Raw genomic sequence first — 13,448 nt, 5'->3', positions numbered from 1 at the left:
GCCTGCGCCCAGGAAGACGTGGTCGTGATTGGCGGGAGGGAGGGCGTGATGAGGGCTCATGGCGGTTTCCCTTGCTTGGAGGCTGCCGGCTTACTTCAGATAACTGCGCATGACTTCAACCAGCTCTTCGCCGCCTTGCTGGCGTTCGGCGTCGCTGGACGCGGCCAGGACGTGTTCACGCAAATGGTCTTCCATGACTTCGGCCGTCAAGCCGTTCATGGCGCCCCGGGCGGACGCGAGCTGGCGCAAGATCTCCGCGCACGGCGATTGGGATTCCAGCGCGCGCTCCACGCCTTCCAGTTGACCCTTGATGCGGCGTACGCGGGCAATGAGCTTGGCGTTCTGGGCGTGCAGATGAGACATGGCGGCTACGCAAAAATATAGTGTAGGGGACTATATTATTCAGCATCGCCAGTTGCAAGCAAGCGATATCCGCTAAGGCCTACGCGACGCCCGCCCGGAACTGCTTGCGGTAGGCAGAAGGCGATATCGCGAATGTGTGCGCGAAATGCTGGCGAAACGACACCGACGATCCGAAGCCGACGCTTTCGGCGATCAGGTCCACGGCTTGTCCGCTGGTCTCAAGCAGGCGTTGCGCGGCGGCCAGGCGGTGGTTCAACACCCAACCGGACACCGTGGCGCCCGTCTTCGCCTTGAAGCGCCGGGTGAAGGTGCGGCGGCTCATGCCGGCCTTGTCGGCCAGCAGGTCCAGCGTCAGGGGCTGCTGCAGGTTTTCGATGGCCCAGTCCAACGTGGCGCTGAGCCTGTCCGAGCCTTTACGCTCGGGCAGCGGCTGCTCGATGTACTGGGCCTGGCCGCCATGCCGGTGGGGGGCGACGACCATGCGGCGCGCGACGCGGTTGGCGATCTCGGCACCGTGATCGCGGCGCAGCAGGTGCAGGCAGCAATCGATGGCGGCGGCCGTCCCCGCCGACGTCAAGATGTCGCCGTCATCGATGTACAGCGATTTCCGGTCCAAGCGGACGTTCGGATGCCGGCGCTCGAAATCGTCGCCCCATACCCAGTGCGTGGCCGCCGTGCGCCCGTCCAGCAAACCCGCTTCGGCCAGCACGAAGGTGCCCAGGCATAACCCGGCGATGCGGGCGCCGCGGGCATGGCCGGCCTGCAACGCGGCAAGCAGGGCGGGGGGCGCGGATTCCTCGGGGTCCCGCCATGCGGGCATGATGATGGTGTCGGCCTGGGCCAGCGCCGACAGGTCGTGTTCGACCTCGATCTTGAACCCGGACATCGTGGCGATCAGCCCGGTTCGTTCGCCGCAGATCAGCAGCTGATAGCGCGGCACGCCCAACCGGGCCAGATCGTCGCCGAACACCATGCAAGGGACGGATAGATGAAAAGGGCTGATGCCTTCGAAGGCGATGACGGCGACGGTATGCATGGCGGGCGCGGGGGTGGGTGGCGCATGGGCAGGACGGCTTTGGCCCGATTCTAGCAATTGTTGTCCATCGGGCCACTATCGCCAACGTGGCAATGGCGGGACACTGGGGCTTCTTCCACTTCACTCCAAGAGGCAAGCCGTGAACCATCCCACCATCCGCACGCTGGCCGGCGCCGCCGCCCCGGCCTCCATCGACGCGTCCAGCACCGCTTTGCTGGTGATCGATTTCCAGAACGAATATTTCAGCGGCAAGCTGCCCATTCCCGCCGGCAAGGCGGCGTTGGGCAATGCGCAACGCCTGATCGCGCACGCCGACCAGGCGGGCATCCCCGTCTACCACGTCCAGCACGTCACGCCCGCGGGCAGCCCGGTCTTTGCCGACCAAAGCCCCACCGGCGCGTTCCATGCCGAACTGCAGCCCGGGGCCAAGCACCACGTGGTGCGCAAATCCTCGGTGAGCGTGTTTCCCACGACCGACCTGGACCAGCAATTGAAGGCCGCCGGCGTGAAGACGCTGGTGATCACGGGCCTGATGACGCACGCTTGCGTGGCCGGCGCCGCGCGCGACGCGGTGCCACTGGGCTACGGCGTCATCGTGGCCGAAGACGCGTGCGCCACCCGCGACCTGGACCGCGCCGACGGCAGCGTCGTCGGACACGACAGCCTGCATCGCGCCGCGCTGGTCAGCATCGAGGATACGTTCGGGGATGTCTTGACGACGGAACAGGTGTTGAAGCTGCCCGTGGTGTAAGGGGGCGCTTAGGGCCGCGCGGGGCTGGGCGCGGCCACGCCGGGATTTTTACGGATCAGGATGACGCCGGCGATGGTTAGCGCCAATCCGCCGCCCACATACGGCAGACCAAAGATCAGCGCCCAGAAGAAAAGCGCGGTGTTTGCGTCGTTGGCGGCGCGTGCGCCCACGGCCGCCGCATCATGCGCCGGGAAGTCCATCGTCAGCAGGCTCATGGGCACCGTCAGCAACAGGGACACGCCCAGCAGCGCGCAGCCCCAGCCGATCAGACGGCGCATATTGGGAATGCGGACCAGCGCCGCCGCGACGGCGATCGTCAGCAGTAACGTGATGATGCCGCCCGCCAATTGCATCTTGTCCACGGAGGCGGCTTCGGCGGCCACGTCGGCGCCCGCTGCCGGCCCGTTCAGCCCGAACGCGAGGATCAAGAGTGGATTGACCATGCCGTAGGCGGCTCTGCCGACCAGCAGGCCAAAAGCAATGCTGGCAAGCCATTTGATCGCGGTAGGGGGCATCGTGGAGTCCGGGTTGGGAAGCGGGCGCGTCGTTGACAACGGCGCATCGATACCGCGCGGCGGAATCGATGCGCTTGCGGCTTAATTTGCGGCTTAATAATAGATATCGACGTAGTCGGTCAGGCGGCCGCAGCTTTCCATCTGCTGCATGCGCCAGTATTTGCGTTTGCCGGTGGCACGGAATTCATAATCGCCCGTGCGTTCGCAACGGCGGCCTTTATCCGGCGCGTCCAGGATCAGGATCGTGCCGCGGAACACAAAGCGGTCGCTGTCGATCGAGACGATTTCACCTTTGATTTTCAACGTGCCTTCAAAGTTGGCTTGCGTGCCATCGATGCGGACGACGTCGTTTTCATCTTTTGCGGTCAGGTGGCCGCGCTGGGCGGACCAAAGCCATTGCACGCTGACGCCGCTGTTGTTCAGCAGGCGTTCGTAGGCGGCCTGGTTCCTGATTTCCGTCTTGGCTACCGGGGCAAGCGCGGCGCCATTCTGCTGGGCGGGAGCGGCATTCTGCTGGCCGGGAGCGGCATTCTGCTGAGGGGCGGCGCTGCTCTGCGGCAGAGGGGCGGCGTTCTGCTGGGCCGGGCCGTGGGCTCGCACCGCGCCTGTATTCTGCGCCGCAATAATGGGCGAAGCCACGGCAAGCGCAAGGCCGAACGCCAGGGGAATCATCCGGGAAATCCGCTTCGGCTTATGGGCGGTAGTCGTATCGCGATCAGGCGTCGTGTGCATGGTCATGAATAGAGGGGAAAATGCCGCCCTCAGGCGAAGGCGGTGACGGGCGCCTAAATTAGCATGCAGATTGCGTCAAAGCGTTGCCGGTTTTCGGCGGAATGTATCTATCGGTTAACCGATGGAGTGGCTTACGTCCCAGTCCGCTTTTGGACATTCTGCTGATGCAGCAGACGGACTTGCTCGGCAAACTCCGCGACCGGGCCGTCGACGTCAATGCCGTCCACGACCTCGGCAATGGCCAGCGGCCGCACCCGCGACGCCGGCACGCCCCATTCCCGCATCCACGCCGAATATTGCGCGGACGAACTGGCGTAGACGATGCGGCCCAGGCCCACCCATCCATGCGCGGCCGAACACATCGGGCAATGTTCGCCCGAGGTATAGACGACGCAGGCGGCGCGCTCGGATGCCGGCACATGGTTGGCGGCCCAGCGCGCAATCTCGAATTCCGGGTGCTGCGTGTGGTCGCCGCCCGCCACATGGTTGTGGTCTTCAAACAGCACCTTGCCGTCGCCGGATACCAGGATGGAACCGAAGGGTTCGTCGCCCGAGTCCAGCGCTTGTTTCGCCAGCGCCACGCACCGCGCAAGGTGCTTCTTGTCCTGTTCGTTGATCATGGGGGTGTCCTTGTTCTGGAAAGCGGCGTCTGCCGGGAAGGGTTCAAGGATATCGCGGTGCAGGTGGAGCAGGGTAGAGTGGCGGGGTCAACGCGCTAGCGTATCCAAACCGGGGAATCTTCATGCTGACCGTCCATCATTTGGGAAAATCGCAATCCGAACGCATCGTGTGGTTGTGCGAAGAACTCGCCATCCCCTACGAACTGAAGGTCTATGAGCGCGACCCGGTCACCCGCCTGGCGCCGCCCGAATACAAAGCGCTGCATCCGCTGGGCACTGCTCCCATCATTGCCGACGGCGATACCGTGCTGGCCGAATCCACGGCCATCGTCGAATACCTGCTGGCCAAGTTCGGCAATGGCCGCCTGACGGCAGCGCCGGCAGATGCGAATTTCGCGGACTATCTTTATTGGTTCCATTTCGCCAACGGCTCGCTGCAGCCCGCCCTGATGCGGTGCATGGTCCTGGCCCGGGCCGAGGTGGCGGCGGATAAACCCGTCGTGCAGTTTGCCGACGCCCGGCGCAAGCAGGCGTTGAGCCTGATCGATACCCGGTTGGGCACGAATGATTATTTGGCGGGTGACGCCCTGACTGTCGCGGACATCATCGCGGTGTTTTCGCTGACGACGATGCGGCTGTTCTATCCGTTCGACTTGTCGCCGTATCCGAATATCCTGGCTTATCTGCAGCGCATCGGCGCCCGTGACGCGTACCGTCGCGCCATGAAGAAGGGCGACCCGGACATGGCGCCCATGCTGGCTTGAACCCGCGCTCGCCAAATAGGCGGGGCCCGCCGATCAGCGGGCCCCTGTCATTCGCGGATAGCGTTACAGCAGCAGCGGTGAAATCTTGCTGCCGTCCACCGACACGCCGGCCATCAGGCCGCCGTTGTTCATGACAAACCCCACGATGGGCTGCTGCACGGTGTTGGAATCGATATTGCCGTTTGCGCCCACGTTTGCCACCGCAACCGTCGCGTCCGCCCCGATCGTCCACCCGCTGCTGGCGCGGAACTTGGCCAGGGCGTCATCCGTCATGAAAAGCACCACCATGGCTTTGGACTGGGCGCCCGCCTGAAAACCGATCGAACCGCCCGTGATGCTGTAGTAGCCGGTGTCCTGGCCGTTCACCCGCAACACGCCGGATCCGTGCTGCGCGCCGACGATGAAGCTGGCGCTCAGCACCGCCGGAAACACCAGCACGCCACGGGCTTGCGCGACCAATTGCTTGGACTGCGGCGCGGCCTCGTAAAGCTTGGACAAGGTGGCGGTGGCGGCGGCATTCAGTTCCTGGCGTTTTTCCGCGGCGGTGGGCGACGCTTGCGGGCCGTTCATGGTGCAACCGGCCAGGAACACGCTGGCCACCCCTAGCGTCAACGCGGCCACGCCAGTTTTACGCAATTTCGACAAAGAGTTGAGCATGTGGGCTTCCTTTAGTTTGCAAGCGACCGGGTCGCGTCAGGGATGACGCTACCGGGAAGATTACTCCCGCCAGACGCGCTCGCACGCGGTTTCGATCGCGTCGCGCAAAAAAAGCCGCGCCCGGCATCGGTTTAACATCGCGCCATGCTTATTTACCTTATCCTCCTTTGGATCGCGCTATCCCTGCTGGTCGGCCTGATGGCCGCCCGGCGGGGGCGCAAGGCGGTCGGTTGGACCATGCTTGCCTGCCTGATCAGCCCGGTCGTGGCGGGCATCTTCCTGATGACCATCGACGACCGCTCGCCGCGCGCCAGGCATCCTGTTGTCGCGACGCATATCGATTGCCCGGGTTGCGGCCAGCGCATCCTGCGGGATGCGCGCGTCTGCCGGCATTGCGGCGGTACGGTGGCCGAGATGGCTGACCGCAACGAAGCAGAACGGATCGCCGCGCTGCGGCAGCTTGGCGTATCCCAGCCTTTGGTGCAGCTGTCATCCGGCAATTGCCTGCACGAGGCGTTCCGCGGTATCTGCGTCGGCCCGCCCACGCGCGCCTACCCGCGGGCCGACGCGTCCGATGGCCCGGCCTGGATTGCGCTTTGGGATCAGGACAGCATGGTCTACGCCGTGCTGCAAGACGAGGGCGGATTGGAGTTCAACCGCTACAGCATCGAACGCCCGCGCGATATCGACGTGATCGCCCGCAGCGAGCAAGGGTTCTGGCTGCATCGCTTTGATTTCCTGTACGAACGCGAACTGCCGGACGACACGCTCCGGCAGGCCGCGCAGGCGGTCGGCTTCCGGTATCTGGACCGGTACCTGAGCGAACGGAAGGCGGCCGAAGCGCAATTGGGAACGTTTGCCGCGCATCGGGCGTGGCTTGCAGGCCTGATCGCATCCGTCGATGGCGATGCGGCAAGCGTATTGACGGCGGCAATCCCGCCGCGCTAAATTCGCTTCGCAGCGCGCAATGCGCGGCCGTAGGCGTTACCGTCATCCAACGCGTCCTTTGTCGAGAGGATCCCAGCTGGGAGTGTCTTGACGGTACAAAGGCGCGCTGGCATGACGTCATTTCTCCCACTTCCTTCGCTTCGCCCCACCATGGCTTCTGCCATGCCGGGGCCGCTAGCCGTGGGGCGCGTTCGCTGGATTCTGATCCGCGAACCGCACCCGGCGACGTCGCCAGCCCGCCACCTTGACGGATGCCTCTTGCATCCCAGGAGTCGCGAATCATGAAAACCACTGGCAACACCATCCTTATCACCGGCGGCACAAGCGGCATTGGCCGTGCACTGGCCGAAGCCTTCCACGACCAGGGCAACCGCGTCATTGTCACCGGACGGCGGCAACGCTTGCTGGATGACATCACCGCCAGCCGGCCGGGCTTGACCGGCATGGCGCTGGATCTGGACGACCCGGCCTCATTGCCCCAAGTCGTCGCCGACGTTCAAAAACGCTTTCCCGACCTGAACGTGCTGATCGCCAACGCCGGCATTTCGCGGGCAGAGGACGTGCGCGCAGATGGCTGGGATGCCACCGCCACCCAGGCCATTGTCGATACCAACATCATGGGTGTCGTGCGCGTCACGGCGGCGTTCCTGCCGTTCTTGAAACGCAACGCGGACGCGGTTCTGATGGCAACCAGCTCCAACCTGGCTTTCATCCCCCGCGCCGACTTTCCGGCCTATTGCGCCAGCAAGGCATTCCTGCATTCGTGGCTGCAATCGCTGCGCCACCAACTGCGGCAGGTGCCGGTTCAAGTGCTTGAACTGGCGCCGCCGTATGTGCAAACGGCGCTGACGGGCGGCAGCCAGGCCTCGGATCCCCGCGCGATGCCGTTGGCGGAATACGTGGCCGAGGTGATGCAACTGTTGTCGACGGGCGATTTCCCCCGGGGTGAAGTGCTGGTTGAACGCGACCGGGCCCGGCGCTGGGCAGAGCGTGACGGGCGGTACGACGCGACGTTTGCGGCAATGAATCCGGACTGATTCGGCGGGTCGTTTGACGATATGATGACAGCGGCATTGCGGCGGCCGTCCCTGCGCGACGGCGGCCGCGACCCTGCACGGATGGGGCGGGGGTGCGCTTGACTCCCTGCCTGCCCGGCAGGGCAAACCGGTACGCGTGCCCACGCGGGCAGCGTTGATAAGGGTCTTCCGATGCGTCTGAACCAGTGCCAGAACTTCCACGACTTTCGCCGCATGGCGCGCCAGCGGTTGCCCGGCCCGATCTTCAACTACATCGACGGCGCGGCCGACGATGAAACCACCTACCGGCGCAACACCGACGCGTTCGAAGCCTGCGACCTGGTGCCTGACGTGTTGCGCGGCGTGGCTCAGGTCGACATGTCCGTGACGGTGATGGGCCAGAAGCTGGCGATGCCCGTCTATTGTTCGCCGACGGCCCTGCAGCGCCTGTTCCATCACGACGGCGAGCGGGCCGTGGCGGCCGCCGCCGGCAAGTTCGGCACGATGTTCGGCGTGTCGTCGCTGGGCACGGTCAGCCTGGAGGAAGCCCGCAAGATCAGCGGCGGCCCCCAGGTCTACCAGTTCTACTTCCACAAAGACCGCGGCCTGAACCGCGACATGATGGTCCGCGCCAAAGAGGCCGGCGTCCAGGTCATGATGCTGACCGTGGACAGCATCACCGGCGGCAACCGTGAACGCGACAAACGCACGGGCTTTGCCATCCCGTTCCGGCTCAACCTGGCGGGCATCGCCCAATTCGCCGCCAAGCCGGCCTGGGCGCTGAACTATGTCACGCACGAACGCTTCCGGCTGCCGCAGCTGGACGGCCATGTCGACATGGGCGGTGGCGCCATGTCGATCAGCCGCTATTTCACCGACATGCTGGACCCGGCCATGTCATGGGACGACGTCGCCGACATGGTGCGGCAATGGGGCGGCCAGTTCTGCCTGAAAGGCGTCATGTCGGTGGAAGACGCCAAGCGGGCCGTCGACATCGGTTGCACCGGCATCGTCTTGTCGAACCACGGCGGGCGCCAGCTGGACGGCTCGCGCAGCGCTTTCGACCAACTGGCGGAAATTGTCGACGCGGTGGGCGACCGGATCGACGTGATGATGGACGGCGGCGTGCAGCGCGGCACGCATGTGTTGAAGGCGCTGGCGCTGGGCGCCAAGGCGGTGGGGCTGGGCCGCTACTACCTGTTCCCGCTGGGGGCCGCCGGCCAACCCGGCGTGGAGCGGGCGCTGGAACTGATGCGCACTGAAATCGAGCGCGCCATGAAGCTGATGGGATGCCGGACCGTTGCTGAACTTTCCCGGCGGCATTTGCGGTTTCGTTGAGCGGTCGTGGTGCCGGCCGCCGCGGCATGCGCGGCGGCTTGCTTGCCGCGACAACGGGCAGTGGCTCTACACGGGCGTGACGGCGCCGCGGCCAGAGAAGTGGCCCTCGATGTTCTCCAGGAAGATCGTGAATTGCGCGTCGATGGATTCGGGCGACCAGCCCGCCAGGTGCGGCGTCAGGATCAGGTTGTCCAAGCCGATCAGTTCGGCGGGCGGCTTGGGTTCGCTTTCGTAGACATCAATGCCTGCGCCCGCGATGACTCCTGCTGCCAAGGCCGACGCCAGCGCCGGCGTATCCACAATGCTGCCCCGGCCCACGTTGACCAGGAATCCCTCGGCGCCCAGCGCCTGCAATGCCGCCGCATTGATCACATGGTGCGTGGATGCGCCGCCGGGCGCGGCGCAAACCAGCACATCGCTCCATTCGGCCAGCGCCAGCAGGCTGTCGAAATACTGGTAGGGCGAACCGGCCTTGGGACTGCGGTTGTGGTAGCCGATCGGCATGCGGAACGCGCTGGCGCGCGTGGCCAGCTTTTCGCCGATCGCGCCCATGCCGAAGATGCCCAGCCGCTTGCCTGACACATTGGGAGGCGGGGTGATCGCCGTGCGCCACACGCCGTCGCGGCAAAGCTGGTCCAGCTTGCGGAAATTGCGCATGCAGGCAATCACCAGGCCCATTGCGTGGTCGGCAACGCACTCGTCGTTCGCGCCGCGGCCATTGGTGACGACGATCCCGCGCGCCCGCGCGGCGTCCACGTCCACGGTCTCGTGGCCCACGCCCATGCACGACACCAGCTCAAGCGCCGGCATCGCGGCGATTTCGGCGGCAGTCAACCCTATGGTGCCGATGGTCAGCACGGCCTGAAAGCGCGAGGCATGCGCGGCGATGGCGGCTTGCCGTTCTTCAGGCGTGGGCGCATAGGTGACGTCGTAGCGCTGCTTCAGGCTTTCCAGGTTGGCGGGCACCACGGGGCATAGGACAAGCAGGGATGTCTTCATTTCCGGTCTGCAAAAAAGGCAAGGCCGGGCGGTGCCCGGCGGAAGGTTTGGCTAGGGGAAAAACTATATGCCTTTTCGCACCGCCTGTCCGCGTGGTTCGCCTTTAGCGTCAAGGCGTGGTCAATTCCGCCTCGCGCGGCAGCTTGGGCGCCGTCCAGCCCCGCAGGCTTTCGCGCAACAGCGACACCGCGGCCCGGCCGCTTTCGTTCAGCCGCGTTGACGCATACATGCCGAACTGCGCGTTCAGGGTTGACGCGCCATCAGTCCCTAGCGAGATCACGCGCATGGTGTCCGGCCGTATGCATTCGGTTGTCAGCACCGCCACGCCCAGGCCGTTTTCCACCGCGGCGATGGTGGCGCCCACGTTGTGGCTGGTCAGCGAGACCCGGAAGTCGCGTCCCGCCGCAGTCAGTTCATCGAACACCAGCCGGCGCCACGAGCAGGGTTCGGCGTACACGATCACGTCCAGCGGCTGGTCTGGGCGCGGCACGTCGTCAATGCCGCATACCCAATGCAGATCCACCGACCACGTCTCGACCGGTTCATCCACAAAGGCGGCGCAGACGCCTATCGCCACGTCCAGCGTGCCTTCCTGCCAGCGCGCGGCCAGCCGTTCGCCGTCATCCACCACCACTTCCAGATGCAGTTGCGGGCACGAACGCTTCAGCCGGCCCAGGGCGGCCGGCAGCGCCGCCACGGCAACGTCTTCCGACAGCCCAATCCGGACGCTGCCGGCGACGGCACGTTCGCGCAGCCGGGCCGACGCCGCTTCGCCCAGCGCCAGAATGCGGTTGGCGTAACTCAGCAGCAGTTCGCCTTCAGTCGTGGGCGACATGCCGCGGCCCGTGCGGTGCAGCAGCCGCTTGCCCACCATCTCTTCCAGCCGCCGGATCTGTGTGCTTAGCGCCGACTGCGCGCGCCCCGCTTGGTCGGCGGCGCGGCTCAGGCTGCCATAGCGGCAAACCGCCACGAAGGTACGCAGCAGGGCGGGGTCGAAATCGCCTGACATTATCAATCCGTTAAGTCTGAATTATGAGAGTTCAGTCTACCTTTATCTCTTGCGGGTGCCTAGGATCAAGTTGTCGCGAATCAGCTGACCTCATCCACGGAGAATTTCCCCATGTCTGCCCCCCAAAACCTGCGCGTCGTTCTGGCTTCCCGCCCCGTCGGCCGCCCCAAACCCAGCGATTTCCGCCTGGAACATGCGCCCATTCTCCAGCCCGGCAACGGCCAGGTCTTGCTGGAGACGCAGTATCTGTCCTTGGACCCCTACATGCGCTGGCGTATCAGCGCGGCCAAGTCCTACGCGCCGCCCATCGAGATTGGCGACGTGATCGTGGGCGGGACGGTCGCCCGGGTGAAAACGTCGCGCCATCCCGATTGGCGTGAAGGCGACATCGTCTTGGCGGAATCCGGATGGCAACATTACGCGCTGTCCGATGGCAGCGGCCTGCGCCGGCTGGACCCCGCCATCGCGCCGCCATCCACCGCGCTGGGCGTGCTGGGCATGCCGGGCCTGACGGCGTATGTCGGCCTGCGCAACATCGGCCAACCCAAACCCGGCGAAACCGTCGTCGTCGCCGCCGCCAGCGGCGCAGTGGGTTCGGTCGTGGGCCAGATCGCCCGCATCCAGGGCGCGCGCGCTGTCGGCATTGCCGGCGGCCCGGAAAAGTGCGCCTTCGTGAAAAATGAACTGGGCTTTGACGCGGTCGTCGACCACCAAGCGCCTGATTTTGCACAGCAATTGGCCAACGCCTGCCCGGACGGCATCGACGTCTACTTCGAGAACGTCAGCGGCCATGTGTGGGATGCGGTGGTGCCGCTGCTGAACAATTTCGCCCGCGTGCCGGTGTGCGGGTTGATCGCCAACTACAACGATGGCCCGTCCACGCCAAGCGGCCCGGACCGCCTGCCCGGCACGATGCGCGAGATCCTGGCCAAGAGCGTCACGCTGCGGGGCTTCATTGTGTATGAGTTCGCTGATGCGCAGCAGGACGACTTCCTGCGCCAGGCGGGGCAGTGGATCCAGGAAGGGAAGCTGCGCTGGCGCGAAGACGTGGTCGATGGGCTGGAGCAGGCACCCCAAGCGTTCATCGGCCTGCTGGAAGGCAAGAACTTCGGGAAACTGGTGGTGAGAGTGGGGACGTAGCGGCCTCCGGCCTCTTACCCTTCAGTCCGCCACGGCTTGCGGCGTCGCGCTTTCGGTTTAGGCACCACGCCCAACCGCGGGTCGCGCGCCAGCGCCAGATCCACTAGCTGCGCCGCGATCGCTTCGAACGCCTCGTCCGTCTGGGGCAGATACAGCCACTTTCCCAGTTCCGGATGCGGGTTCAGGCTGGGAATATCCGCCATCAGCGCTGCCTGCCGTTCATGCGACGTGCACACCATGACGCCGTTCCACGGTTCGTCCCGGTCGGCCACCACCAGGTACAGCATGTCGTCCAGGTACGCGGCGTCGCAGCCGAACATCTTGCGGCGGACATAGTTGGCATCCTGCTCAAGGGGATCAAGGATCCACAGCAGCGAGTTCTGGCGAACGGCGCGCTGTTTTCTGGGCGGGGCAAAAGGATCGGGTGAGTTGCGCATGGGAGTCGGGGCCTTACTCCAGGCCCGGGTCGGCCTGCACCAGATGCTTCCAGGGGAAGACGTTTTGGCTGAAATGGCTGACGTAGCCGCCTTGCGTTGCCTGTATCACCATGAATTGCAGCGACGGACGCATGGCACGAAGCGCCTGCAATTGTTCCAGGCTCAGGCAGGTGTTGCGCAGGCGCAGGCTATGCACGGGATCCAGCGCGGCGCTGGCGAACAATCTTTCGTAGGCGGCAAATGGCGTCACGGCGGTTACATGCCGGGACCGCGCCCAGCTGAATTGCAGTTCGCTGGACTCCGTGAAATCCAACAGCCCCAGCGCCGGCAAATTGCCCGAGGCCGCCAGGTTGTCGATGAAATCCTGCGTATCCGATCCGCCGCCGATTCGCAGCATCGACAGCTGGGGCAAGGGCACTTGGAAGAATGTCGCGTCCGGCGGGTTCGGCACCACCAGATCGCTCAGGTAGGGCGCTTTGGCGGCAAACCGCGCGATGTCGCCGCCTTCCTCCATGATGCTGCCAGCCCGCACGATCATCGACGTGTTGTGGTCCTCGGGGGCGGTCGGCCGGATCGACAAAAACCGCAAGCGCGGGAAGTGCACCGCGCTGTCCAGCAATGGCGTGAATTCCCACTCGCGGGTCCCGTTCGCGCCTTCATCGGGACCGGTGAACGCCAGGGACACCAACGTGTCTGCCACCTCTTGCCGGGCCAGGCATTCCAACGTCCAGTCGAAAGGCTCGTCCCAGTTACCGCCGAAATACTCCACGTGCAGCCCGCCATGCAGCGGCGCGATCGTCAAATATTGATAGACGCTGGTCCAAAGCGGCAAATCCGGCTGGTCGATATCCGCATCCAACTCGGTTGCGGCGTCAACCGTAAACGCGTGAATTCGGCGCTGTAGCGCCATCAGGGCTTGGTAGCCGGGCGTGGAGAACAGAGTTGTCATCAAGGCTGGGTCGCGGGTGGGCTCGCAAGGGGCGGATGGCGGGCAAAATGGACTTGCCCGCCGTCGGGAAGCCGCCAGTTTAGCGGCCCGCGCCGCTGGCAGCGGGGGCTTGGCTCGCCGCACTGCCTATAATTCCCCCAATCCCCGCTTTTTGACGGCAGCCTTGCCGTGCCT

General features: G+C 65.1%; 16 protein-coding genes. 6 read left to right on the top strand and 10 right to left on the bottom strand.

Annotated elements, in window-relative coordinates:
* Positions 1 to 90 precede the first annotated feature (90 nt).
* Positions 91 to 363 (bottom strand): metal/formaldehyde-sensitive transcriptional repressor, encoded by a 273-nt coding sequence (locus tag ACO6D5_RS21000; RefSeq protein ID WP_485826429.1) that lies wholly within the window; start codon positions 361 to 363, stop codon positions 91 to 93.
* Between the two features lie 79 nt (positions 364 to 442).
* Positions 443 to 1,399 carry a GlxA family transcriptional regulator gene (locus ACO6D5_RS20995; protein ID WP_485826428.1) on the bottom strand — a complete coding sequence of 319 codons (957 nt, stop codon included), beginning with the start codon at positions 1,397 to 1,399 and terminating at the stop codon, positions 443 to 445.
* Positions 1,400 to 1,538: 139 nt separating this feature from the next.
* On the opposite strand from ACO6D5_RS20995, the gene ACO6D5_RS20990 reads away from it, so the two are divergent.
* Positions 1,539 to 2,150 (top strand): cysteine hydrolase family protein, encoded by a 612-nt coding sequence (locus ACO6D5_RS20990; RefSeq protein WP_315847194.1) that lies wholly within the window; start codon positions 1,539 to 1,541, stop codon positions 2,148 to 2,150.
* An 8-nt stretch (positions 2,151 to 2,158) separates the two neighbouring features.
* Here ACO6D5_RS20990 and ACO6D5_RS20985 read toward each other — a convergent pair whose 3' ends face one another.
* The 3 genes from ACO6D5_RS20985 to ACO6D5_RS20975 all read right to left on the bottom strand — a co-directional run bounded on the left by ACO6D5_RS20985 (position 2,159) and on the right by ACO6D5_RS20975 (position 4,017).
* Complete coding sequence (locus ACO6D5_RS20985) at positions 2,159 to 2,665, bottom strand: hypothetical protein (RefSeq protein ID WP_315847195.1); 507 nt, start codon at positions 2,663 to 2,665, stop codon at positions 2,159 to 2,161.
* 93 nt (positions 2,666 to 2,758) lie between these two features.
* On the bottom strand, positions 2,759 to 3,403 hold the full coding sequence (locus ACO6D5_RS20980) for a hypothetical protein (RefSeq protein ID WP_485826427.1): 645 nt from the start codon (positions 3,401 to 3,403) through the stop codon (positions 2,759 to 2,761).
* Between the two features lie 125 nt (positions 3,404 to 3,528).
* A complete protein-coding gene (locus ACO6D5_RS20975) occupies positions 3,529 to 4,017 on the bottom strand; it encodes a nucleoside deaminase (RefSeq protein ID WP_485826426.1) in 489 nt (162 codons plus the stop codon).
* 122 nt (positions 4,018 to 4,139) lie between these two features.
* On the opposite strand from ACO6D5_RS20975, the gene ACO6D5_RS20970 reads away from it, so the two are divergent.
* Positions 4,140 to 4,781 carry a glutathione S-transferase family protein gene (locus ACO6D5_RS20970; protein WP_485826425.1) on the top strand — a complete coding sequence of 214 codons (642 nt, stop codon included), beginning with the start codon at positions 4,140 to 4,142 and terminating at the stop codon, positions 4,779 to 4,781.
* A 63-nt stretch (positions 4,782 to 4,844) separates the two neighbouring features.
* Here ACO6D5_RS20970 and ACO6D5_RS20965 read toward each other — a convergent pair whose 3' ends face one another.
* Positions 4,845 to 5,438, bottom strand: coding sequence for a BPSL1445 family SYLF domain-containing lipoprotein (locus tag ACO6D5_RS20965; RefSeq protein WP_315847199.1), 594 nt, complete (start codon positions 5,436 to 5,438; stop codon positions 4,845 to 4,847).
* A 144-nt stretch (positions 5,439 to 5,582) separates the two neighbouring features.
* Between ACO6D5_RS20965 and ACO6D5_RS20960 the strand changes: the two genes are divergently transcribed.
* From ACO6D5_RS20960 to ACO6D5_RS20950, 3 genes are all read left to right on the top strand, one after another.
* A complete protein-coding gene (locus ACO6D5_RS20960; RefSeq protein WP_485826424.1) occupies positions 5,583 to 6,386 on the top strand; it encodes a hypothetical protein in 804 nt (267 codons plus the stop codon).
* A 281-nt stretch (positions 6,387 to 6,667) separates the two neighbouring features.
* Complete coding sequence (locus ACO6D5_RS20955) at positions 6,668 to 7,423, top strand: SDR family oxidoreductase (RefSeq protein WP_485826423.1); 756 nt, start codon at positions 6,668 to 6,670, stop codon at positions 7,421 to 7,423.
* A 171-nt stretch (positions 7,424 to 7,594) separates the two neighbouring features.
* Positions 7,595 to 8,740: an alpha-hydroxy acid oxidase gene (locus ACO6D5_RS20950; protein ID WP_485826422.1), complete on the top strand. Its 1,146-nt coding sequence runs from the start codon at positions 7,595 to 7,597 to the stop codon at positions 8,738 to 8,740.
* A 66-nt stretch (positions 8,741 to 8,806) separates the two neighbouring features.
* On the opposite strand, the gene ACO6D5_RS20945 is transcribed toward ACO6D5_RS20950, so the two are convergent.
* On the bottom strand, positions 8,807 to 9,739 hold the full coding sequence (locus tag ACO6D5_RS20945) for a 2-hydroxyacid dehydrogenase (protein ID WP_485826421.1): 933 nt from the start codon (positions 9,737 to 9,739) through the stop codon (positions 8,807 to 8,809).
* A gap of 109 nt (positions 9,740 to 9,848) precedes the next feature.
* Positions 9,849 to 10,748, bottom strand: coding sequence for a LysR family transcriptional regulator (locus tag ACO6D5_RS20940; RefSeq protein WP_485826420.1), 900 nt, complete (start codon positions 10,746 to 10,748; stop codon positions 9,849 to 9,851).
* A gap of 111 nt (positions 10,749 to 10,859) precedes the next feature.
* Between ACO6D5_RS20940 and ACO6D5_RS20935 the strand changes: the two genes are divergently transcribed.
* On the top strand, positions 10,860 to 11,888 hold the full coding sequence (locus ACO6D5_RS20935) for an NADP-dependent oxidoreductase (RefSeq protein WP_485826419.1): 1,029 nt from the start codon (positions 10,860 to 10,862) through the stop codon (positions 11,886 to 11,888).
* Positions 11,889 to 11,902: 14 nt separating this feature from the next.
* Here ACO6D5_RS20935 and ACO6D5_RS20930 read toward each other — a convergent pair whose 3' ends face one another.
* Both ACO6D5_RS20930 and ACO6D5_RS20925 read right to left on the bottom strand, forming a co-directional pair.
* Entirely contained in the window at positions 11,903 to 12,325 is a 423-nt protein-coding gene (locus ACO6D5_RS20930; protein WP_315847206.1) for a hypothetical protein, read from the bottom strand.
* A gap of 13 nt (positions 12,326 to 12,338) precedes the next feature.
* Positions 12,339 to 13,274, bottom strand: a complete 936-nt coding sequence (locus tag ACO6D5_RS20925; RefSeq protein WP_485826418.1) for a hypothetical protein — start codon at positions 13,272 to 13,274, stop codon at positions 12,339 to 12,341.
* Between the last annotated feature and the right edge of the window lie 174 nt (positions 13,275 to 13,448).

It is taken from the genome of Achromobacter sp. (genome assembly GCF_057314935.1).
This window is presented reverse-complemented; position numbering and strand designations above follow the sequence as displayed.